This is a genomic window from Bacillus sp. EB106-07-01-XG149 (assembly GCF_058791555.1).
In genome coordinates this window covers 762,766-784,472 of record NZ_JBYTDP010000001.1, presented here as the reverse complement: position 1 = coordinate 784,472, position 21,707 = coordinate 762,766, and the positions used below count along the sequence as shown (strand labels likewise).

Below are 21,707 nucleotides of genomic sequence, written 5' to 3'. Positions count from 1 at the left end.
GATGGTGAAAGCGTTATCAAAAAACAGAGCGGCGATGGGAAAGGCGGGTAAATATGTTCCAGCGTGTTCAAACAAAAGAAGAACATTTTTGGTTCGAGCAACTATGGGGAGATTTTTGTGAAGAAAGAAACTTAATGTTCGTAGAACGTAATTTAAATCCATCACGATTTTTATTAATAGAAGATGAACATCATATTGGTACAGTAGAATGTATTAAGTATACGGAACCGGAACAATCAAATTCTGAGTTTTTCTATCCGTTTTCTAAAAATGATTTAGTGAAAGATTTGAAAAATGTGTATGAAATAGGCAAGTTAAGTATTGCGAAAACGTCTCGTGGGAGAGGACACTTTAAAAGACTAACAGCTATTTTATTTATGCATGCATTAGAAACGAAAGCAGAATGGTATATTGCAGCAGTTACAAAAAGAATGTATATGTATTTATTAACACTCGGTTTCCCAATTGAACCGGTAGATAAGCCATTTCAGTTTCATGATACTTTACAAGGTGTACCAGTGCGAATTCATGCCCGAAAAGGGGCTACGCATTTGTATTCTTTAAAAGAATTTCGAGATGTGATTCAAGGGAATGCTCATGCACAGGCATTAATCGCAGAATACAGTAAAAATATTATGTTAACAAAATAAGGCGAAATGAATATATATAATAAAGAGAATGCTATTTTAATATGAAGTCATTCTTCATGAAAAAAGACCCTTATTATTTTAATAAGGGTCTAAAAATTATAATCCAAATATACTAAAAATCATTTTGCGGCGCTTCGGCTTCTTTTCTCGTTCATATGTTGGTTTTGAATCGGGAGTAATATATATTGGTTCTTCTTTCTTCAGGGAAGTTTCTAGCTTTTGAATTCGCTCTAACATTTCCTCCATTTCACGGCGATGTTGTAAAAGTTGGTACGTAACAACATCATTTGCCTTATCTTGCATTTGTTCTTCCATTCGATCTAGCCTTCTCGTAATAGTGTTTAATTGAGCTGCTAATTGCTCAAATTCATGTGATGATTTTTCTTGAATAATTGTATTTACTTGAGTTTTTAATTCTTCAACATCATTTGATGATGTTTTTTGAGTAGGGTGAGAGTTTTGAGACTGCTCTATTTGTGAAAGATGGAATTCTAACATTTGATCTAAATCTTCTTGTGTGAAAATAAAGTGACCATATTTATTTTTTTCTATCGTAAGATTTAATTGTTGTGCAATCCGGACAACAGCCTTTGGGCTAACACCTAATTTTTTTGCGATAAATGGTGTTTTATATTCCAAAATAATCCCTCCTAGATATATCCTGTTGAATGATTTCGAGCTATGAAGGAAGTTCCCTTCTAGTGTGACAAAAGAAGTGTGGAATCGGCAAAGAAAGTGTTTTTTCACGAAATGAAGCTGTGAAGAATATATCGTTTATATAAAATATTTTATCTTAAGATTTAGAACTATTTGACTGATGGAAATGAATTAGATTATCATAATGATAAATATCTTTTTTATGTATGCATATAATATATATAAAAAGGTGGTTGCTAATGTAGAATTTTGTTAGAGTATTAGAATGCTTACTTCACTTGAATAAAATTAAGTAGGAGGTGGCTTCCTTGCTTACAATGTAAGTAAGGAGAAGTATTTGGACATATATAGTATAAGTATAGTGATTGTTTTAATTGCCTTAACGGCATTTTTCGTCGCAGCAGAATTTGCAATTGTTAAAGTGCGAAGTTCACGAATTGACTATTTAATTGCAGAAGGAAATAATCGCGCAACATCTGTCAAAACAGTCATTACAAACTTAGACGAATATTTATCTGCTTGTCAGCTAGGAATAACAGTTACAGCTCTGGGGATTGGGTGGTTTGGTAAACCGGCGTTAAAGCAAATGTTTGACACGCTTTTTGTAAATTTGAACATTTCTACTCAACTAGCAGACATTTTTGCTGTAATTTTAGTGTTTTTGTTTATTACATTTTTACATGTTGTAATAGGGGAATTGGCCCCAAAAACATTCGCGATTCAAAAAGCTGAACAAGTGAGTTTGTTTGTTGCTAAACCGTTAATTTTCTTTTATCGTATGGCGTTTCCATTTATTTGGCTATTAAATGGATCAGCCCGAGTTATTACGAAGTTGTTAGGGCTGAAACCACCGAAAGGGCACGATGAGGTTCATTCAGAAGAAGAATTACGGTTGTTAGTTTCAGAAAGTTACAAAAATGGAGAGATTAATCAGTCTGAATATAAATATGTAAATAAAATTTTTGAATTTGATGATCGTATAGCGAAAGAAATAATGGTACCCCGAACTGAGATGCATATTATAAGTAAAGAAATGCCTGCTGAAGAAGCTTTGCAAAAAATGTCTCGGGAAAAATATACGAGATATCCAGTTGTAGATGGGGACAAAGATCACGTAATAGGCTTTGTAAACTTTAAAGATATTTTCACAGATTTTGTGCAGCATAATGCAGTAAGTAATAAGAAAGTAGAGCAATATATTAGGCCAATCATTTTAGTTATCGACTCTATCCCAATACACGACTTATTTTTAAAAATGCAAAAAGAAAGAACGCATATTGCTATATTGATAGATGAATATGGTGGTACGTCTGGACTTGTTACAGTTGAAGACATTTTAGAAGAAATAGTGGGAGATATTCAAGATGAGTTTGATACGGATGAACAGCCAGAAATTCAACAAGTTAGTGAAACAAAAACAATACTAGAGGGAAAAGTGCTTGTTAGTGAAGTGAATACGTTATTAGGTTTAACGATTGATGATAATGGTGTTGATACAATCGGTGGTTGGATTTTAACGAAGAATATAGAAATTGCTGAAGAGGATTTCATTGAAATTGAAAATTATAAGTTTTGTGTAAAAGAATTAGATGGACACTATATAAAGAGATTAGAAGTTACAAAAACTGTAGAATCAATTGTTATTTTAGAAGATGAAAAACAAATTCCATTTCAAGAACAAATTAGTTCGTAGACTCTGCTATATGGCAGGGTTTTTTTGAGCATAATGTTTTTGGCAGAATAAGGGCTATGATACAATGGTATAAGTCAGACCTTTTACTAGGTGAAATATTGTTGTATACATATATTCGGAAGGGGAAGAATTATGAAAAAGCATTTATATATAAATGGAGATTGGAAGTCTGTAAACACGTATAAACCATTATACGCACCATATTCTGAAGAAACGTTAGCGGAAATTGCACAAGGAACGGAAGAAGATGTACAAGAGGCTGTTACTGCTGCAAAAAATGCAATGAAAAAAATGAATACATTATCTGCATATGATCGTGCGACTATTTTAGAGAAGGTTGCACAAAAAATGGATGAAAGAAGAGAAGAATTTGCAGAGATTATTGCAAAAGAAGCTGCAAAACCAATTCGTGCTGCGAGGGGAGAAGTAGATCGTACCGTTCAGACATACAAATTTGCAGCGGAAGAAGCGAAGCGTATATACGGCGAGACACTGCCACTTGATGCAGCACCTGGTGCAGATGGGCGTATTGCATACACAATACGAAAACCGATAGGGGTTATAGGAGCTATTACACCATTTAATTTCCCATTAAATTTAGTGGCACATAAAGTCGGCCCTGCAATTGCTGCCGGAAATACCGTTGTGTTAAAACCAGCTGATCAAACGCCATTATCGTCTTATGCATTAGTTGAATTATTTGAAGAGGCAGGATTGCCAAAAGGAGCTTTAAATATTATTTCTGGTCCCGGTTCAACTGTAGGTGAGGCGATAGTTACAAATGATGATGTTGCTTCCATTACTTTTACGGGAAGTCCGAAAGTTGGAATTGGAATTAAGGCAAAGGCTGGATTAAAGCGAGTTACGTTGGAACTGGGATCAAATGCTGCTGTTATTATTGATGAAGATGTAGAATTAACAGATGAAGTAATTGAACGTGTAAAATGGGGAGCATTTGTAAACAATGGACAAGTTTGTATTTCGGTACAACGTGTTTTTGTACATGAAAAGAGAATGGATGAATTTCTTTCAAAGCTAAAGAAAGCGATGGAAACAGTTGTTGTTGGTGATCCATTGCTGGAAGAAACGGACGTATCGGCTTTAATTTCGAAAAAAGATGTAGAGCGAATAGAAATGTGGGTGCAAGAAGCTATTAAGGAAGGTGCAACTGTTTTATACGGTGGTAAGAAACGTGATGCAAGGATTTTTGAACCAACTGTATTAACAAATGTTCCAGAGTATGTATCTGTTCAGTGCCAAGAAGTATTTGGTCCACTCATTACAGTAAATACATTTAAAGAATTTGATGAGGCAATTGAGCAAGTAAATCATTCACGTTACGGTCTACAAGCAGGTGTGTTTACAAATAATTTGTTTAAAGCAATGCGTGCAATTGATGAGCTAGAGGTTGGTGGTGTCATGATTAATGATATTCCAACGTTTAGGGTAGATCATATGCCTTACGGTGGTGTTAAGGAAAGTGGTACGGGGCGTGAAGGAATTAAATATGCAATAGAAGAAATGACAGAAATGAAATTAGTGTGTATTAAAAAATAAAGTAGATCGAGCTTAAACATTCTAATAAAAAACGAGCAGGAAATGTTTACGATTCCATACTCGTTTTTTTATTGTTTGTTTTACGTTTCTCGGAACGATTTAATTTAACCAAGTGTACCTTTTACTTCATTTCTTGTTTGAAAATAGCATCTTCTACATAAATTTGTTCTTTGTCAACAGCAGTGCTATGAGATAATACTAAACCGATTGGTGTTTCTATGCCTTTATTTTGAACAATTGTAAAAGGAACATTTTTTTCATTTGCTAATTTAATGTATTTTGATAAATGTGGGTAAGCAATGCCACCATTTAGGAATATTTGTAATGGTTGAGAAGAGCGCATGCTACTAGCTACTTCAGAATATACATTACTTTGCATTACTTGACCGATAGTTAAAGCGATTTCTACACGCTCACGTAATGTAGTTAAATACATATTACGTTCTTCTGGTTTGTTCTGCTTTTGGCCGTAAATGCCTTCTTGGAGATAATCTTCCACATTTTTATTTACCATATTTTTCACACCTTTCATTTTCTATTGTACGAAAGAATGAAGCAGGATGCAAAAAAAAGTCGCATTGAATGTAATAAACTTTGAATGAAAGGAAGGAAAATGGAATGTATCAATCCAAACAATTAATAAAGACATTAAAAATTTTATCAACACATATTAACAAAATGTGACAATAATCTATTAACGAATCGCATTTTTTGTGTTAATATTCAAAATATAAAGGGTGTTCGTCGCATGGAAATGGAGGGAATGGGGGTTTTTCCAATCGATAAGGATATTAAAGAAGTATTTTGTTCGCACTTGAAAAACAACAGGCACCAATTCGTTGAGAACTGGAAAAACAAAATGATAATTTCCGATAAAGATCCATTTAAACTAGAAGTAGTTCAAAATGGAGAGGATTTATTAGAGTTAATTATCGAACTTACTATGGAAGAAAAAGATATAGATTATCTTCAGCCATTATGCGAGAAAATTGCTATTGAACGTGCAGGGGCAGATGCGAATATTGGAGACTTTGTTTATAATGCAAATGTGGGAAGAAATGAACTTTTCGAAGCGATGTGTGAATTAGATGTTAGCGCACGTGAATTGAAACCGATTATGGCCCAAATACATACTTGTTTTGATAAATTAATTTATTATACTGTTTTAAAATACTCGGAAATTATATCAAAAAATTTAGAGGAAAAACAGCAATATATTAACGAAACACATAAAGAAAGGCTGACGATTTTAGGGCAAATGTCAGCAAGTTTTGTACATGAATTCCGTAACCCACTCACTTCAATTATGGGATTTGTTAAATTATTAAAGGCAGATCATCCAAGTTTATCTTATTTAGATATTATTTCGCATGAATTAGACCAATTAAATTTTCGTATTTCGCAATTTTTACTCGTATCGAAAAAAGAAATGTGGAATGAATCAGAACAATTTTGGCTTAATGATTTGTTTCAAGATATTATACAGTTCTTATATCCGAGTTTGGTCAATGCAAATGTTTCGATTGAAAAGAATTTACCGTATCCAATTCCACTTGTTGGCTATCGGAGTGAAGTGAGACAAGTATTTTTAAATATATTAATGAACTCAATTGACGCTCTAGAATCAATGAAAGAAGAACGGAAGATTATCATTGATGTATTTGAAGAAGATCAATCGATTCGAATTGTGATAAAAAATAATGGGCCAATGATTCCAGCTGAAAGTGTAGAAATGATTTTCGAACCATTTGTAACTACTAAAAAGTTAGGAACTGGTATTGGATTATTTGTATGTAAACAAATTGTAGAAAAACATAATGGGTCCATCATGTGCCGTTCAGATAACGAATGGACAGAATTTCAAATTGTATTTCAAAAATAAACAGTCTACACCAAATGAATGGTGTAGACTGTTTTAATTCGTAAGTATAACGGCTTCTAATTTAGGATCTTTAGTTGAATAACCTAAAAGTGAAATTGTATATATGATGTTCGGTTCGACTTTGAAATTCGGTATAGTTAGTAAGACGCTGGGATTATCGGCGAGTGAAACTTCAATATCTGCTGTACCAGGACTAACTTCCAAAAAATCTGTTATTTGTTTAAAGAGTACATTTTCAAATAAATGATCTCCACCTTTTAAATCTACATTTACAACAGGGGTATCTGGAGAAAAATGTGCAAAGCGTATTTTTGCTTGACCAGCTGGTAAATGTGTATTATCAAGCATAGGTTGTAATTGTAGATGATTGTCACTATTTATTACGGCAAAAGTATAAGTGTGATTCCCCATTATTGGTACTAAAGCTGAAAAGATGGGAGTTTCATTTCCAACAGGGACAATATCTATACGGTATTTACCTTGCACTAATGTTAAATAGGGACTAAATTGTTTAAATGAAATATTTTTAATAACCTTTTGCCCGTTTACTAAAATGTCAACCGCAGGTGTATTTGAAGCAGAGTGAAAAAAACGTATGTGTGACGGTAAAGCAGCTTCTTGTGAATCTCTTTTTTCATACGCCTGTACAAGTTTCGTAAGCGCGTCGTAATATTTCATATATAGTTCTACATATTTTTTCGGATTATTAAATTGATAGTAACGAGCGAGCTGTTCGTAACGTGCAGCTTCTTGTCCATATTTTTCGATTTCAGATTGAGACATGAATATTCCTCCTTTGTCATCATTAAAACTATATGCTTAACAAGAAAGAGGTTATGCGAAAAAATTGTTTTTTGAAGGAGAAAAGTTGAAAATTAATAAAGAGTATTGCTTATGGATAAGTGTTTTTTAGGCGAAAGAGCCTTATAATTTTCTAGAGTATACAGCAATATATCATCTATGTTGGATGATGATGTACCGATTACAATGTATATTTCGAAATAAAAAACCTTAAGAGCGTATGAAGTAAAATATCGAAAACATGTCCAAAAATCCTTAGGAAACTAGGGATTTTTTTAATAATGGGCAAATACACATACAAAGTGATAATTGTCCTACATAAATTATAAAGGAAAGGTAGTTTAAATATAAGGAAAGGAATGAAATATTGGGATGGGGATATCCCAAAAGGAATTGTGAATGGAGTTATGGACGATTTTGTGCTTTAGGATGTAGGATGAATTTTGAATTTGTAACATTATTTTTTCTATTTACGTTAGCAAGTGGCAGTATTAACCGATAAAAGAGCGTCGTGCCGAACTGATTAATGTGGTTAATCGGTTCTTTTTTTATTGTATAAAACGGAGGAGAATGTATGTGAAATATTGGTTTATATAAAAATAATTGCTATGTATTTAGTGGGATTAATTGTCGATATTTGTTTGAAAATATGCAATATAAAGTAGGAGAATAGGAAGGAGTTTAAAGGGAGTTTCGTCGAAGTTTACACAATGTCGGCAATTGAGGGAAGCTGATATTATTTTGAGAAAGTATGTAGTGAAGCGTTTATTTTATATAAAGGAGGGTTATTTGAGCGTATAGATAAGGGTTGGTCTTCATTTTAAGTTCTGAATTTTCTGTTTTTGAAATTAATATTTAGCACTCATTTGTATATTTTATAATAGTTTTTTGATAAAATCACTGCTTTCGCAGAGGGTTCTTTTTTATGAAAGAAACGTCAATTTTCTTCATATATATATACAAATTGGAGAAATGGGGGAGCGCTATGCGCGATTACTTAATTAAACCACTTGTTGGTCAGCCGTATCCAATGATTTCACATGGAAAAGGTGTGTATTTGTATGATCAAAACGGAAATAAATATTTTGATGGCTCGTCAGGGGCAATTACGGCAGGGATTGGGCATGGCGTAAAGGAGATTGCAGATGTTATAAAAAAGCAAGCAGAGGAGATTGCTTTCGTTTATAGATCACAGTTTACGAGTGAACCAGCTGAAAAATTAGCGAAGAAATTAAGCGATTTAAGTGTAGGAGATTTGAACTGGAGCTTTTTTGTGAATAGTGGTACGGAAGCAAATGAAACAGCTATGAAAATTGCAATCCAGCATTTTCAAGAGCGAGGTATTCAAGGGAAGCATAAAATTTTGTCACGATGGATGAGTTATCACGGTATTACGATGGGAGCCTTATCAATGTCTGGGCATCCACTGCGCAGACAACGTTTCGTGTCAATTTTAGAAGATTATCCAACTATTCCAGCTCCATATTGTTTTAGATGTCCGGTGCAAAAGGTATATCCAACTTGTCAGCTTGCTTGTGCGACTGAACTAGAAAGATCCATTGAAAGAATTGGTGCAGAACATATCGCAGCTTTTATCGCTGAACCGATTATTGGAGCAGCTGGAGGCGCAGTCGTTCCGCCGAAAGAATATTATAAAGTCATTAAAGATATTTGTAGTCATTACGATATTTTATTTATTGCTGATGAAGTAATGACAGGGCTTGGTCGTACTGGCGCATGGTTTGCGATGGAGCATTGGGGTGTAGAACCGGATATTATGACTCTTGGTAAAGGTTTAGGAGCTGGATATACACCGATGGCAGCGACGATTGTAAGTGACCGTGTTATGGAGCCAATTTTACGTGGATCGCGTTCTGTAATGAGTGGGCATACGTTAAGTGCAAATCCATTATCTGCAGCAACAGCTCTAGCTGTTATTGAATATATGGAGAAACATAATCTACCTGAAAAAACAGCAGAAAAGGGAGAGTATTTAATAAAAGGACTACAGAAAGTTCAGCAACAATCGACAATCATTGCTGATGTGCGCGGAAAAGGGTTGCTGATTGGAGTAGAATTGCAATCGTTTACAAAGGCGTCGGAACTTATTTCGGTTGCAGCTAAAAATGGTCTTCTTTTATATCAAGCTGTTTCAGGGCAAGCAGGAAAAGAAGATAGTGCACTGCTTGTAGCACCGCCGATGACAACTACATATTCCGAGTTAGATGAATTACTTTCAATTTTTGCAAAAAGTGTAGAAGAAATGATGCAAAAAGGAGGGCATAGTATCGCATGACAACTATTACGAATACATTCGATAAATTAAAAGAGATAGAGGAAGTAATTTCTTTGTTCCACGATGATATGACATTAATGTTTGGAGGATTTGGGGGGATTGGATCCCCTCCATCTTTAATACAGGCGATTTTAGAAAAAGGAGTTACAAATTTAAATTTAATAGGAAATGACACGGGATTTCCTGATGTAGGAATCGGTCGTCTTGTTACGAATGAAAGAGTAAAATCATTAATTACTTCACATATTGGTTCAAATCCAAATGCAGGAAGACAGCTAAACGAAGGAAGGTTACAAATCGAGTTTTCTCCTCAAGGAACATTAGCAGAGCGTATTCGCGCTGGTGGTGTAGGACTTGGAGGTGTATTAGTTGATGTAGGTGTTGATACGATTGTAGAGGAGGGAAAACGTACAGTTGAAATGAATGGCAAGACATATTTAGTTGAAACAGCATTAACTGCAGAGGTTGCAATTGTATATGCGAAAAAAGCGGATCCGTTTGGTAATCTTGTGTTTGATAAAAGTGCTCGTAATATGAATCCTCACGTAGCTATGGCGGGGGATATAACGATTGTAGAAGCAGAAGAAATCGTTCCACTTGGAAGTTTAGATCCAGAAGAAATTGTTGTCCCAGGAGTATTTGTAAATTATATCGTACCGTCGGAAGGAGTGAATTGGAAATGGGTATGGGCGTAGAAGTGAGAGATAAGATTGCTAGGCGCGCGGCGAAAGAAATACAAAATGGTATGATTGTAAATTTAGGTATTGGTATACCATCGCTTGTACCGAATCATCTTCCTGACGATATAAACGTTATGTTTCATGCGGAAAATGGAATTGTAGGTATGGGACCTACGCCAAGAAAAGGGAATGAAGACGAAAATTTATGTAACGCAGCAGGTTTACCGACTTCTCTTATTACAGGAGCGAGTTATTTTGATAGTTGCACAGCGTTTGGGATGATTCGAAAAGGTTTATTAGACATAACGATTCTTGGTTCATTACAAGTAAGTGAGAATGGGGATTTAGCAAACTGGATTGTACCAGGAAAACGCGTTCCAGGTATTGGGGGAGCGATGGATTTGGCACAAAAAGCGAAGCGGGTCGTTGTTGTGATGAATCATGTTGATAAATACGGAAATGCAAAAATTGTTTCGGAGTGTACATTACCATTAACTTCAAAGAAATGTGTAGATTTAATTATTACGGATATGGCAGTTATGGAAGTGACGCAGGGTGGACTCGTTTTACAAGAATTAATGAGCCCATACACAGTGGAAGATATAAAACAACATACAGAAGCTGATTTTAAAATTGGTTCTAACTTACTAGTAATCGAATGAGGGGAGATGTAATATATGGAGCAATTAAAAAAGAAAATTTGTGATTATATCGAGAGTCATGAAGAGGAGAGCGTAAAATTTTTAAAACGATTAATTCAAGAAAAAAGCGTATCTGGTGATGAAAGTGGTGCGCAGGCAATTGTGATTGAAAAATTACGTGAGCTAGGTTTAGATCTTGATATTTGGGAACCTTCATTTTCTAAAATGAAAGAGCATCCTTATTTTGTATCACCGCGTACAAGTTTTTCAGATAGCCCGAACATAGTGGCAACTTTAAAAGGAAGTGGCGACGGGAAATCTATGATATTAAATGGACATATTGATGTCGTACCAGAAGGAGATGTGAATCAGTGGGACCATTACCCTTATAGTGGTGAGCAAATAGGGAATCGTATATATGGTCGTGGAACAACGGATATGAAAGGCGGCAATGTCGCACTGATGCTTGCGATGGAAGCCATTATTGAATCTGGTATTGAATTAAAAGGAGATATTTATTTTCAAAGTGTAATAGAAGAAGAGAGCGGCGGGGCAGGAACATTAGCGACTATATTACGAGGATATAAAGCAGATGGTGTCATTATTCCAGAACCGACAAATATGAAGTTTTTCCCGAAACAACAAGGGTCCATGTGGTTTCGTCTACATGTGAAAGGCAAAGCAGCACACGGTGGTACACGTTATGAAGGAGTAAGTGCAATTGAAAAAAGTATGTTTGTTGTAGATCATTTGAGAAAATTGGAAGAGAAGAGAAATAATCGAATTACAGATCCATTATTTAAAGGAATTCCAATTCCAATTCCAATTAATATTGGGAAAATTGAAGGAGGGAGCTGGCCAAGTTCTGTTCCTGATTCATTAAATTTAGAAGGAAGATGTGGTATTGCGCCGAATGAGACTATAGAGGCAGCAAAAGAAGAGTTTGAGAATTGGATCGCTGAATTAAATGATGTGGACAATTGGTTTGTTGAAAATCCTGTAGAAGTAGAGTGGTTTGGAGCGAGATGGGTTCCTGGTGAACTAGAAGAAAATCATGAGTTAATTACGACACTAGAGCATAACTTTGTTGAAATCGAAGGGAACAAACCAATTATTGAAGCATCTCCGTGGGGGACTGATGGAGGTTTATTTACACAAATCGCTAACGTACCAACGATAGTATTTGGTCCAGGAGAGACGAAAGTAGCACATTATCCAAACGAATATATAGAAGTTGATAAAATGATAGCTGCCGCAAAAATAATTGCATGTACATTACTAGATTGGTGTGAGGTGAAAAAATGAAATACTATGAATCTTTTAGAGAACAGACGAATGGCTATACAGTTGAAGGTGTTTTAGACTATTTTAATAAACGTATTCGAGTAGACCACTACACAGGAAATATTGAGAGGATTATCCAAACAATTGACGAATTAGCAGAGAAGCATTCTTTCACTAAATGTATTATTAAAGGAAAGGGAGAGCATGTTTCTACATGGCTCTCTTTCGGTTTTTTATTGGAAGCAACAATACCGCATTATTTTCAAGGTCACGATGCATACTTCTTTGTGAAATTTATTAGTGATGAAAGACGAAATAGTATTCATTGGGCAGAGGAAGATACCATTTTAAGCGGTGTTAAAGCAAAAGAAGTAAAGGAAAAAATAGTCCCAGAGAAATTTTTATTAAGAAAAGCGACAGAAGAGGATGCGGAAGAATTAGCAGCCGTCTTTGGAAAAGTATTTGAAGTTTATCCGACGCCTTTAAACGAAGCGAGTTATGTAAAACAAACGATGAAAGAAGACGATACAATTTACTATGTGTATGAATTCGAGGGAAAAATAATTAGTACAGCATCTGCAGAAATGAATATAAAAGAAGGAAATGCAGAATTAACGAATTGTGCTACTTTACCCGAATATCGTAAACATGGGTTTATGAAAAGTTTACTAATTAAGTTAGAAGAAGAACTGCAAGAAAAATCGATTTTCTGCTCCTATACAATTGCTCGATCACTTTCATTCGGAATGAATGCGGCCTTTCATCAGTTAGGTTATACGTATACAGGAAGATTGGCGAACAATTGCTACATTTTCGATAAGCTGGAAGATATGAATATATGGGTGAAAGATTTGTCTAAATAGTACGGTATAAAAAATAGAACGGAATCGTCATGCTTATAATCGCATATAGGTATGCCGGAAATCCGGCATGTTATTGCTGGATTTTCGGCAAAAGGGGGGATGACATTGCTAGCAGTTTCGACACAAGAAGTCATTGAAGCGATTTTGGGCAGTATTGATGAGGCTATACACGCAGTAGATGAAAATGGTATTACAATTTTCTATAATACTGTAGCTGCAAAACACGATGGATCAAAAATTGAAAAAGTGTTAGGTAAACATTTGTTAGAAGCGTTTCCCTCTTTATCTAGGGAAACAAGTACGTTAATGAAAGTGTTAGATACAAAAAAACCAATCGTTCATCAAGTTCAGCATTATCAAAATTTAAATGGGGAAGACATTTGTACAGTAAATACGACGTTACCTATTTTTATAGATGGAAATATTGCTGGAGCTGTTGAAATTGCAAAGGACTATTCTACAGTTCAAAAACTTACGGATACAATTGTAGATTTGCAGTCAAAAATAAAGCGGTCATCTAGAAAAAAAGCAATTAAAAAGCATGTTGCATTTGAGACGATCGTGACGGATGATGCTCGATTTAAACAGACGAAAGAATTAGCACAAAAAGTAGCGCCAACTGATGCAAATGTTTTAATATATGGGGAAACAGGAACAGGGAAAGAGTTATTTGTACAAGCGATTCATGAAGCTTCTAAACGGAAGAACAAGCCATTTATTGCACAAAACTGCGCAGCTTTGCCAGAGTCGCTATTAGAAAGTTTATTGTTCGGAACGACGAAAGGTAGCTATACTGGGGCAATTGAACGAGCGGGGTTATTTGAACTTGTGGATGGTGGGACATTGTTTTTAGACGAACTGAATTCAATGCCTCTCGATTTACAAGCGAAAATGCTACGTGTATTAGAAGATGGTGTAATTCGTCGAATTGGTGATAATAAGACGAGAAAAGTAGATGTTCGCGTTATTACCGCAATGAATCAGCCACCAGAAGTATGTTTAAGAGAGAATAAAATTCGTACGGATTTATATTATCGATTAAATGTCTTTTCATTATATATTCCGCCGCTACGTGAAAGAACTGAGGATGTATTATTATTAGCGTCTTATTTTTTGAACGAATATAATAAAAGTTATAAAAAAGGTGTACTTCAAATGGATAAGGAAGCGAAAGAAAGACTACAAGCTTATCAATGGCCTGGCAATGTTCGTGAGCTAAAACATACAATTGAACATGCTGTCATTATTGCAGAAAGGGATACACTAACAGCCAATTGTTTACCGCGTACATTTCGGAAAGAGAATCTGCCAAAGAAGAAGAGCATATTGCCACTTAGAGAAGCACTTCATCAAACGGAAAAGGAATTAATAGATCAAGCGCTAATTGAAACGGAAGGGAATATATTACAAGCTGCAAAAATGTTAGGTATCCCTCGCCAAACGCTTCAATATAAATTGAGTAAGTACGACAAAACCGCCGAATAATTGGCGGTTTTTGTGTGTTTGCACCAATAAAAGCGTGTTTACATATATAAAAAGTAATGAATATGATAGTATGTATGGATTTCATACAGTGTTTACAAATATTTTTTTGTTTATGTAATAGCGTTCTCCGTACATTTACTTATCAATAATGTAAAGTTGGCATAACTATTGCTTATATAAAGGATGAGCGTATAAAAAGGGGGAATAGCAATGTTACATGATGTATACAAACCAAATCGTCACTGGAAGGATATCGAGTTGTGGAAGGATGTTACGGAAGAGCAATGGAATGACTGGGTTTGGCAATTAACGAATACGATCAAAACTTTGGATGACTTAAAGAAAGTAATTAATTTAATACCTGAAGAAGAAGAAGGCGTTAAAATTTCAACAAAAACGATCCCGTTAAATATTACACCGTACTATGCTTGGCTAATGAATCCTGATGACCCACGCTGTCCGATTCGGATGCAATCTGTACCGATCTCGGAAGAGTTATATAAAACAAAATATGATTTAGAAGATCCGCTTCATGAAGATGAAGATTCACCAGTTCCAGGGCTAACACATCGTTATCCAGACCGCGTATTGTTCTTAGTAACGAATCAATGTTCTATGTATTGTCGTTACTGTACACGCCGTCGTTTTAGTGGACAAATTGGAATGGGTGTGCCGAAGAAACAATTAGATGATGCAATCGGTTACATTCGTGATACACCACAAGTACGAGATGTATTAATTTCTGGTGGAGACGGTCTTCTTATTAACGATAAAATTTTAGAATATGTATTAAAAAATTTACGAGAGATTCCGCATGTCGAGATTATTCGTATCGGAACGAGAGCGCCGGTAGTATTCCCGCAGCGTATTACAGAAAACTTATGTAACATTATTAAAAAATACCATCCAGTATGGTTAAATACACATTTCAATACTTCTATTGAAATTACAGAGGAATCGAAAAAAGCATGTGAAATGCTAGCGAATGCTGGTGTTCCAGTCGGAAACCAAGCAGTAATTTTAGCTGGTATTAACGACAGCGTTCCAATTATGAAAAAACTTATGCATGACTTAGTAAAAATCCGTGTACGTCCATACTACATTTATCAATGTGACTTATCTGAAGGTATTGGTCATTTCCGTGCACCAGTATCTAAAGGTCTTGAAATTATTGAAGGTTTACGCGGTCATACATCTGGTTATGCGGTTCCAACATTCGTTGTAGATGCACCAGGAGGCGGCGGGAAAATTGCGCTTCAACCAAACTATTTAATTTCGCAAAGTGCAGATAAAGTTGTGCTTCGTAACTTTGAAGGTGTTATTACAACGTATCCAGAGCCAGAGAGCTATATCCCAGGAAGAGCAGAAGGGTACTTTAAAGAAATCTATCCAAACTACGAAGAAAAACGTTCAGATGTTGGTATCGCAGGTCTTATGAGTGATAAGAAATTTAACCTTGTTCCAGACGACTTACAGCGTATGAGCCGTCGTAAAGACTATGAAGATAATGACACTCATGCATCACTAAAAGATAAACGTGATAAGCGTGATCAACTTAAAGACAAAAAGTATCAATCGCAAATGGCTAAATTAGAAGAAAACGACAAAAAAAATGAGGGTGATGCAGTATGAATTGTATGTGGTGTGACAGTACAGAAGCGAAAGAAAGCTTGAATACTGTATATTGGGAATTACCAGATGGTACGAAAGCCATTGAAATCCAAGAGACACCATGCATTTCTTGTTCCTCATGTGGTATGGACTATCAAGCAGATCAAACAGTGAAAGAAATAGAAGATCAATTGTTTCTAATTTATACGAAAGATTTACCAAAACAACTAACATATGAAGAATTAATGGGAAGACCACGTCTATTAAAAAGAAATTATTTCGACTTTTAACCAGCTTTTATGCTGGTTTTTTTCTTTTTTGCCTTGTATAATGTATCCAAGTTAGAAAGGCAGGGAATATTTTTGAAAAAGACATTTTACCACTATATGATGAAGCATCGTGCAGCTTTATTTAGTAATGAAGTATCGAATTTAGCAGAAGCAATGTATGATGATTTAAGCTTTCCAAAGCAATCTGAAGATTATGATGAAATTAGTTCATACTTAGAGTTAAGTGGATTGCTAGAAAGTATGTCTATATTTGATGAAGCTTGGGATTTATACATACAAGAGAGATAAGAACTATATGAAATTTTTGACGTGAAGCTAGTCTATTTGCTAGCTTTTTTTACGTTGTAAATAATTTTTTTATACGGTGATATTTTTTATTGAAAAAATTTATGAATATACGCTTCTGTGATAAGCGTTTTTATGTAGGTTGCATATACTGTTATCAAAATCACGACGTCAAAAAAAGGAGAGATATAGATGGCGAGAAAAAAGCAACCTAAATATAACGTAGGGGACATAGTCGTGATTACGCTATATGGAACCGTTGGTAAAATCACAAATATGAAGGTTTTAGATGGAGTTTACGTTTACGAAGTCAATAATCACGATGGGTTTTACGTAGAGCAAACGTTGCAGCACGTTTCAGAGCAAGATATGAAAAAAGGTGAAACTGAGTGGATTGAATTAAACTATAATTTCACATTTGGTGATCTCGTGCAAGTAACAGGATATGATAAAGATGTGTTTCGTATTGTTGGTTTTCGTACAGAAGTATGGAGATATAAAAATGACGCATGGGAAGATACTATATACGAATTGTCACGAATTACGGATGGAGAATGGTTAGAAGCGGATGAGTCAGATTTAACGTTACTTGCTAATGCTCAAACGGCAAATGCAATTTTGAAGAAAATGAAACAAGATAAAGCTGGTATGAATAAATTAGATTTAGGAAAATTAAAGTCAATTAACAACTCAAAAAAAGTGAGTGTTAAGACAAATCGTCAAGAAATCATTGATGGATTACTTGATATTTATAACGATTATCAATTGTTATTCGATACATTTAAAGATGAAGAATACAAAATTGTTATGGATGTTGTTCATAATTATTTAGTTAAATTGACAGAGAAAAAATAGTTAACTAGAAAGAGAGAATGAATTGAACAACAACATATGCAGTATAAGGTATGCCTACAATTATTAAAAAAATAAAAAGCCATTTAATAAGAGAGTCTGCCCATTGATCTTCATGCATGAACTCTTCTTTTGTTTGCCCTACTTCTTGTTCTACCTCATATTGGTATTCCATAATTAAATCCCCCTTTTTGATAGCTTGTACTACCATCGTATGCATCTCGTCCAAAGGATATGACCTATAAAAAAAGAAAAACTATTTTTCTAATCTCATATACATAATTTTGAGATTTTTTCATAAAACAGAAATAAAGGAGTGATGCTCATGAAGGAAATTGAGGTCGTAATTGATACGGAAGAGATTGCGGAGTTTTTTTATGAGCAACTAATTGAAAGAGGGTACGTCCCAAAACGAGAAGAAATTGAAGATCTCGCAGATATTACATTCGAGTATTTATTAGAGAAATGTATGATTGATGAAGTTTTTGATGAAGAGGATGAGTGAAAGTAACGGCGGGCTTAACTCGTCGTTTTTTACTCTTTACAAACTTGTCACAAATATAGTCGGAAATTATTGGTATAATTAAAAGGAAATTTTACTCAAGAGGTGAAGGGATGTTCAAAAAAATTATTGATTCTTTATTAGGTAGGAAAAAAAATCGTTCGTATTCTAGTAGTGATTATCGCCATAGAGGTCGCTCTTATTCAAGTAGCGATTATAAACGACGTTCATCTGGTTATGGGCATCAGCATTATAAAAGAAAACGTAAAAGTCGTAGCTTCTTTTCAAGTAGCTGATGAAATGGCGTCGTATACTAGCTTTATTTGATAGACCACTGCGAAAAAATACAATCGTTGCAGAACGTTATAAAATTGAATCAGTAATTGGAATGGGCAGTTATGGGGTTACATATGTCGTTAATGACTTACAAATAAATAGATATAAAGTCTTAAAACAATTAAGACAGAGTAAACAAAGATATGAGTCTGGTAGAAAATCATTTGAACAAGAGAAAATGATTTTACAAACATTAAATCATCATGCAATTCCTAGTTTATATGATCATTTCGTATGGGAGAAAAAAAGCTTTTTCGTGATGGAATATATGCCTGGTAAAAATTTCGAAGATTATATTTTCTTAGATGGGCATGCATATACAGAACGTGAAGTTTTTAAAATTTTATATGAAATATTAGAAATTGTATCGGTGTTTCATAGTAAAGGTATTATTCACCGAGATTTACGTATTCCGAATATATTAATGAAAGAAAATCGAATTAGTATTATTGATTTTGGTTTGGCTAAATTGAAGGGTGAGGGTGATGAACGAGCTACAACTTATGAAGGTGAACAAGCTTTGATGCGAGAAGTTCACTTTCGTAGCGATTTTTATGCGCTTGGTCATTTCTCGTTATTTTTATTATATGCAGGCTATGAATCTCATGAAAAACATGAAAAACCATGGTATGACGAATTAACTTTGGAAAATTATAACCGTGAGATGCTTATGCGAATGTTACAAATAAAAACGCCGTACTATGAGAATGTACAAGATTTAAAAAAAGATATAGCTTTTGCTTTAGAAAGGATGGAGGTTCCATGTTTCAAAAGTTTTTAGCAAGTGTTGGTATTGGTAATGCAAAAGTAGATACAGTTCTTGAAAAAGATGAGTATATTGTTGGAGAAGAGATACTAGGGAAGGTTCATATAACTGGTGGTTCAGTTAGCCAACAAATTGAAAGCATTTACTTAACGTTATCGACGTCGTATGTACGAGAAGTGGATGATAAAAAAGTAACAGCAACATATGATTTAGAGCGAGTTCGTTTAACAGAACCTTTTTCTGTTGAGCCGAATGAAAAAAAAGAAATTCCATTTTCATTTATAATGCCAGTTGAAACGCCGCTTACACTTGGAATGAAAACCGTTTGGGTGCATACAGGTCTTGATATTAAACGCAGTATAGATCCAATTGATCGTGATTACATTCAAGTGTTGCCCAATGCACTATTAAATAGTGTGTTGGAGAGTGTAAATCAATTAGGTTTTAAAGCGCGTCATATAGAATGTGAAGAATTACCGTATCGATTACGTAAGCAAGTTCCGTTTGCACAAGAATTTGAGTTTGTTCCTGTTTCCGGAGAGTATTATGGGAAATTAGATGAACTAGAATTATTAATCTTACCAAGCGCTTACGATCGCTTAGAAATTATTATGGAAGTAGACAGAAAATCTCGTGGATTAGCAGGTTTATTTGCGGAAGCGCTTGATCTTGACGAGAAAGTGGTTCGCTTTACAGTAACGAACGAAGATATTCCAACAATGCAAGAAAAAATTAACAATTATATTTTTTAATAAACTATGCATAAAAAAGAAATGGAGAGGAAAACTAAAACAACCGCTCCATTTTTTTGCATAGTGAGGTTATGTATGTGAAACGATATCGACATTTATACTTGTTAAGTTTTACGCTACTCATTTGTTTTGTCGTATTATCACTTTCGTATCATACCGCTTGTATTGAGAAATTTGACAATATAGTCGCGCATTTTATTCAAAGCTTTCGAAACGATTACTTGACAGCCTACTTTACTTGGGTGTCTTTTATCGGTTCCAAAAGAATATATTTTCCGTTACTCATCATTCTTGTAATGTATTTTCTCGTTAGAAAAAAGTTGCTTAGTGCATTACTTCTAACAATTAATTATTATGGATCTCGTTATTTAAACAGTATGCTTAAACTATGGTACGAACGAGCAAGACCTGATGTAACGCAGCTTGTTACTGCAACTGGATATAGTTTTCCGAGCGGTCATACGATGAATGCTACTGCTTTTTTAGGATTTATTGCATACGTCACAATTACTGAAGAACGTATTACATTGCATAAAAAATTGTTGATTATTTTTATAGCGAGCTTTGTTGTATTATCTATTTCAGTTAGCCGAATATATCTTGGCGTTCACTATCCATCTGACATATTAGCAGGATGGGCAGCTGGCGGTAGCTGGCTCGTTTTATGTGTTATATTTCATAAAGCGTTCATTAAAAAAGAACCTATGTCATAATAGGTTCTTTTTCCATTGGTTCAACATGAATGTGTGCATGGTAAATGCCAAACTTTTTCCGAAGCATAGCCTCGATGTTGTCAGTAATACAATGACTTTCACCAACATCCATACGAGCATCTACCTCGATTGTAATATCAACGTACGTTTGATTCCCGTACATACGCGCGCGAATGTCTACGATGTTTTCCACGCCACCAATATGTTCAATAGCACCAGCGTACTCTTCCATCTTATCTGGATCGATTCCATCCGTTAACATATGAGAAGCTTCTACGAAAATCTCCCATGCAGTTTTACAAATAATAAGGCCGACAATTAAAGCGGCAATAGGATCTAAAATAGGCATTTGGAACTGCGAACCGACAATACCTACTACTGTACCGATACTTACGAGAGCATCTGATAAATTATCCTTTGCAGCGGCTTCTAATGATTTACTTTTTGTGCGCGCTGCAATCTTTTTCGTATACAAATACACAAAGTACATAACGACAGCAGAAAATAAGGCTACCCATGCAGCAAGTACATTAGGCGCTGCTTGTTTCGGATTAAAAAAAGATTGAATGGCGCTAATAACAACTTCTAAACCGACCGTTGCCATAATAAAAGAAGCAACGAGTGATGCAATTTGTTCTGCGCGCGAATGCCCATAAGGATGATCTGGGTCACGAGGTTTACGAGAGATTTTTAGACCAATTAATATCGCTAAAGAAGCACCGATATCCGTTAAGTTATTTAAACCGTCAGCACGTAATGCGCTAGAGAGGGTAATATAACTGATGATGATTTTCATAGAGGATAAAAATATGTAGGCCATAATGCTGACAATCGCACCTTTATCAGCTTCTTTATGAGAAAGAGTATCCATTTTAATCACTCACCTTTCTACAAGGAATTTCTTTCTATAAATAGAGTACCAAACGAAACTCGTGTGGGTCTATACAAACATTGTTGACGTTTTTTAGGTTTTTAAGAAGGGGATAACAAAGTTTCGTAAAGGAAAAATATGTTGTAAAGTGCAAAGTTAGGGTGTGAACGCGATTTGGATCGAGGGGATAGGGGAAAGGATACATATATTATGATGAATCCGTATACTACACCGCTCAAA

Annotated in this window: 24 protein-coding genes; 19 read left to right on the top strand and 5 right to left on the bottom strand. The window is 34.9% G+C overall.

Going from position 1 to position 21,707, the window contains the following annotated elements; genetic code table 11:
* Positions 1 to 53 precede the first annotated feature (53 nt).
* A complete protein-coding gene (locus AC3WTA_RS03990; protein WP_000487799.1) occupies positions 54 to 650 on the top strand; it encodes a hypothetical protein in 597 nt (198 codons plus the stop codon).
* Between the two features lie 96 nt (positions 651 to 746).
* Here AC3WTA_RS03990 and racA read toward each other — a convergent pair whose 3' ends face one another.
* Positions 747 to 1,289, bottom strand: coding sequence for a chromosome-anchoring protein RacA (racA, locus tag AC3WTA_RS03985; protein WP_000456015.1), 543 nt, complete (start codon positions 1,287 to 1,289; stop codon positions 747 to 749).
* A 355-nt stretch (positions 1,290 to 1,644) separates the two neighbouring features.
* Between racA and AC3WTA_RS03980 the strand changes: the two genes are divergently transcribed.
* Positions 1,645 to 3,000 (top strand): hemolysin family protein, encoded by a 1,356-nt coding sequence (locus tag AC3WTA_RS03980; protein WP_002096645.1) that lies wholly within the window; start codon positions 1,645 to 1,647, stop codon positions 2,998 to 3,000.
* 132 nt (positions 3,001 to 3,132) lie between these two features.
* Entirely contained in the window at positions 3,133 to 4,557 is a 1,425-nt protein-coding gene (locus tag AC3WTA_RS03975; RefSeq protein ID WP_000716466.1) for an aldehyde dehydrogenase family protein, read from the top strand.
* Positions 4,558 to 4,678: 121 nt separating this feature from the next.
* On the opposite strand, the gene AC3WTA_RS03970 is transcribed toward AC3WTA_RS03975, so the two are convergent.
* Positions 4,679 to 5,071, bottom strand: a complete 393-nt coding sequence (locus AC3WTA_RS03970; protein WP_000247569.1) for a YueI family protein — start codon at positions 5,069 to 5,071, stop codon at positions 4,679 to 4,681.
* A gap of 234 nt (positions 5,072 to 5,305) precedes the next feature.
* On the opposite strand from AC3WTA_RS03970, the gene AC3WTA_RS03965 reads away from it, so the two are divergent.
* A complete protein-coding gene (locus tag AC3WTA_RS03965) occupies positions 5,306 to 6,439 on the top strand; it encodes a BA2291 family sporulation histidine kinase (RefSeq protein ID WP_000425102.1) in 1,134 nt (377 codons plus the stop codon).
* Positions 6,440 to 6,472: 33 nt separating this feature from the next.
* On the opposite strand, the gene AC3WTA_RS03960 is transcribed toward AC3WTA_RS03965, so the two are convergent.
* Positions 6,473 to 7,222 carry a DUF4397 domain-containing protein gene (locus AC3WTA_RS03960; RefSeq protein ID WP_000083268.1) on the bottom strand — a complete coding sequence of 250 codons (750 nt, stop codon included), beginning with the start codon at positions 7,220 to 7,222 and terminating at the stop codon, positions 6,473 to 6,475.
* Positions 7,223 to 8,225: 1,003 nt separating this feature from the next.
* Between AC3WTA_RS03960 and AC3WTA_RS03955 the strand changes: the two genes are divergently transcribed.
* The 10 genes from AC3WTA_RS03955 (at position 8,226) to yodN (ending at position 17,530) form a co-directional block, all read left to right on the top strand.
* Positions 8,226 to 9,536, top strand: coding sequence for an aspartate aminotransferase family protein (locus AC3WTA_RS03955; RefSeq protein ID WP_001205890.1), 1,311 nt, complete (start codon positions 8,226 to 8,228; stop codon positions 9,534 to 9,536).
* Positions 9,533 to 10,231 (top strand): acetate CoA-transferase subunit alpha, encoded by a 699-nt coding sequence (gene atoD, locus AC3WTA_RS03950; RefSeq protein ID WP_000208097.1) that lies wholly within the window; start codon positions 9,533 to 9,535, stop codon positions 10,229 to 10,231. Before AC3WTA_RS03955 ends, atoD begins: the two co-directional genes overlap by 4 nt.
* Positions 10,216 to 10,878, top strand: coding sequence for a CoA transferase subunit B (locus AC3WTA_RS03945; protein ID WP_000525267.1), 663 nt, complete (start codon positions 10,216 to 10,218; stop codon positions 10,876 to 10,878). The genes atoD and AC3WTA_RS03945 overlap by 16 nt, the downstream gene beginning before the upstream one ends.
* Positions 10,879 to 10,893: 15 nt before the next feature.
* On the top strand, positions 10,894 to 12,162 hold the full coding sequence (locus tag AC3WTA_RS03940; protein WP_000436671.1) for a peptidase: 1,269 nt from the start codon (positions 10,894 to 10,896) through the stop codon (positions 12,160 to 12,162).
* Entirely contained in the window at positions 12,159 to 13,004 is an 846-nt protein-coding gene (ablB, locus tag AC3WTA_RS03935; RefSeq protein WP_000878611.1) for a putative beta-lysine N-acetyltransferase, read from the top strand. Before AC3WTA_RS03940 ends, ablB begins: the two co-directional genes overlap by 4 nt.
* Before the next feature lie 99 nt (positions 13,005 to 13,103).
* Positions 13,104 to 14,489, top strand: coding sequence for an arginine utilization transcriptional regulator RocR (rocR, locus tag AC3WTA_RS03930; protein ID WP_078183181.1), 1,386 nt, complete (start codon positions 13,104 to 13,106; stop codon positions 14,487 to 14,489).
* Positions 14,490 to 14,699: 210 nt separating this feature from the next.
* A complete protein-coding gene (gene kamA, locus AC3WTA_RS03925) occupies positions 14,700 to 16,121 on the top strand; it encodes a lysine 2,3-aminomutase (protein WP_000902134.1) in 1,422 nt (473 codons plus the stop codon).
* Positions 16,118 to 16,390: a YokU family protein gene (locus AC3WTA_RS03920; RefSeq protein ID WP_000995761.1), complete on the top strand. Its 273-nt coding sequence runs from the start codon at positions 16,118 to 16,120 to the stop codon at positions 16,388 to 16,390. Before kamA ends, AC3WTA_RS03920 begins: the two co-directional genes overlap by 4 nt.
* Before the next feature lie 72 nt (positions 16,391 to 16,462).
* On the top strand, positions 16,463 to 16,678 hold the full coding sequence (locus AC3WTA_RS03915) for a YozE family protein (protein WP_000750728.1): 216 nt from the start codon (positions 16,463 to 16,465) through the stop codon (positions 16,676 to 16,678).
* 189 nt (positions 16,679 to 16,867) lie between these two features.
* Positions 16,868 to 17,530, top strand: coding sequence for a germination protein YodN (gene yodN, locus AC3WTA_RS03910; protein WP_000101496.1), 663 nt, complete (start codon positions 16,868 to 16,870; stop codon positions 17,528 to 17,530).
* A gap of 4 nt (positions 17,531 to 17,534) precedes the next feature.
* Here the strand turns inward: yodN and AC3WTA_RS03905 are convergent, their stop codons facing one another.
* Complete coding sequence (locus AC3WTA_RS03905) at positions 17,535 to 17,702, bottom strand: DUF3930 family protein (RefSeq protein ID WP_000456535.1); 168 nt, start codon at positions 17,700 to 17,702, stop codon at positions 17,535 to 17,537.
* A gap of 150 nt (positions 17,703 to 17,852) precedes the next feature.
* Between AC3WTA_RS03905 and AC3WTA_RS03900 the strand changes: the two genes are divergently transcribed.
* From AC3WTA_RS03900 to AC3WTA_RS03880, 5 genes are all read left to right on the top strand, one after another.
* Positions 17,853 to 18,032, top strand: coding sequence for a YozD family protein (locus tag AC3WTA_RS03900; protein ID WP_000658451.1), 180 nt, complete (start codon positions 17,853 to 17,855; stop codon positions 18,030 to 18,032).
* 110 nt (positions 18,033 to 18,142) lie between these two features.
* A complete protein-coding gene (locus AC3WTA_RS03895; protein WP_000473373.1) occupies positions 18,143 to 18,325 on the top strand; it encodes a hypothetical protein in 183 nt (60 codons plus the stop codon).
* Positions 18,325 to 19,146, top strand: coding sequence for a serine/threonine protein kinase (locus AC3WTA_RS03890; RefSeq protein WP_000872029.1), 822 nt, complete (start codon positions 18,325 to 18,327; stop codon positions 19,144 to 19,146). The genes AC3WTA_RS03895 and AC3WTA_RS03890 overlap by 1 nt, the downstream gene beginning before the upstream one ends.
* Complete coding sequence (locus AC3WTA_RS03885; protein ID WP_000486601.1) at positions 19,128 to 19,883, top strand: sporulation protein; 756 nt, start codon at positions 19,128 to 19,130, stop codon at positions 19,881 to 19,883. Before AC3WTA_RS03890 ends, AC3WTA_RS03885 begins: the two co-directional genes overlap by 19 nt.
* 77 nt (positions 19,884 to 19,960) lie before the next feature.
* Positions 19,961 to 20,596: a phosphatase PAP2 family protein gene (locus tag AC3WTA_RS03880; protein WP_000833364.1), complete on the top strand. Its 636-nt coding sequence runs from the start codon at positions 19,961 to 19,963 to the stop codon at positions 20,594 to 20,596.
* Here the strand turns inward: AC3WTA_RS03880 and AC3WTA_RS03875 are convergent.
* Positions 20,586 to 21,467 carry a cation diffusion facilitator family transporter gene (locus AC3WTA_RS03875; protein WP_000380378.1) on the bottom strand — a complete coding sequence of 294 codons (882 nt, stop codon included), beginning with the start codon at positions 21,465 to 21,467 and terminating at the stop codon, positions 20,586 to 20,588. The two genes, AC3WTA_RS03880 and AC3WTA_RS03875, sit on opposite strands and share 11 nt — an antisense overlap.
* Positions 21,468 to 21,707 lie beyond the last annotated feature (240 nt).

Bases quoted from the DNA above. Each gene is read 5' to 3' on its own strand.
- AC3WTA_RS03990 (WP_000487799.1), top strand. From the start codon at position 54: ATGTTCCAGCGTGTTCAAACAAAAGAAGAACATTTTTGGTTCGAGCAA.
- AC3WTA_RS03975 (WP_000716466.1), top strand. From the start codon at position 3,133: ATGAAAAAGCATTTATATATAAATGGAGATTGGAAGTCTGTAAACACG.
- AC3WTA_RS03970 (WP_000247569.1), bottom strand. From the start codon at position 5,071: ATGGTAAATAAAAATGTGGAAGATTATCTCCAAGAAGGCATTTACGGC.
- AC3WTA_RS03965 (WP_000425102.1), top strand. From the start codon at position 5,306: ATGGAAATGGAGGGAATGGGGGTTTTTCCAATCGATAAGGATATTAAA.
- AC3WTA_RS03960 (WP_000083268.1), bottom strand. From the start codon at position 7,222: ATGTCTCAATCTGAAATCGAAAAATATGGACAAGAAGCTGCACGTTAC.
- AC3WTA_RS03955 (WP_001205890.1), top strand. From the start codon at position 8,226: ATGCGCGATTACTTAATTAAACCACTTGTTGGTCAGCCGTATCCAATG.
- atoD (WP_000208097.1), top strand. From the start codon at position 9,533: ATGACAACTATTACGAATACATTCGATAAATTAAAAGAGATAGAGGAA.
- AC3WTA_RS03945 (WP_000525267.1), top strand. From the start codon at position 10,216: ATGGGTATGGGCGTAGAAGTGAGAGATAAGATTGCTAGGCGCGCGGCG.
- AC3WTA_RS03940 (WP_000436671.1), top strand. From the start codon at position 10,894: ATGGAGCAATTAAAAAAGAAAATTTGTGATTATATCGAGAGTCATGAA.
- ablB (WP_000878611.1), top strand. From the start codon at position 12,159: ATGAAATACTATGAATCTTTTAGAGAACAGACGAATGGCTATACAGTT.
- rocR (WP_078183181.1), top strand. From the start codon at position 13,104: ATGACATTGCTAGCAGTTTCGACACAAGAAGTCATTGAAGCGATTTTG.
- kamA (WP_000902134.1), top strand. From the start codon at position 14,700: ATGTTACATGATGTATACAAACCAAATCGTCACTGGAAGGATATCGAG.
- AC3WTA_RS03920 (WP_000995761.1), top strand. From the start codon at position 16,118: ATGAATTGTATGTGGTGTGACAGTACAGAAGCGAAAGAAAGCTTGAAT.
- yodN (WP_000101496.1), top strand. From the start codon at position 16,868: ATGGCGAGAAAAAAGCAACCTAAATATAACGTAGGGGACATAGTCGTG.
- AC3WTA_RS03905 (WP_000456535.1), bottom strand. From the start codon at position 17,702: ATGGAATACCAATATGAGGTAGAACAAGAAGTAGGGCAAACAAAAGAA.
- AC3WTA_RS03900 (WP_000658451.1), top strand. From the start codon at position 17,853: ATGAAGGAAATTGAGGTCGTAATTGATACGGAAGAGATTGCGGAGTTT.
- AC3WTA_RS03895 (WP_000473373.1), top strand. From the start codon at position 18,143: ATGTTCAAAAAAATTATTGATTCTTTATTAGGTAGGAAAAAAAATCGT.
- AC3WTA_RS03890 (WP_000872029.1), top strand. From the start codon at position 18,325: ATGAAATGGCGTCGTATACTAGCTTTATTTGATAGACCACTGCGAAAA.
- AC3WTA_RS03885 (WP_000486601.1), top strand. From the start codon at position 19,128: ATGTTTCAAAAGTTTTTAGCAAGTGTTGGTATTGGTAATGCAAAAGTA.
- AC3WTA_RS03875 (WP_000380378.1), bottom strand. From the start codon at position 21,467: ATGGATACTCTTTCTCATAAAGAAGCTGATAAAGGTGCGATTGTCAGC.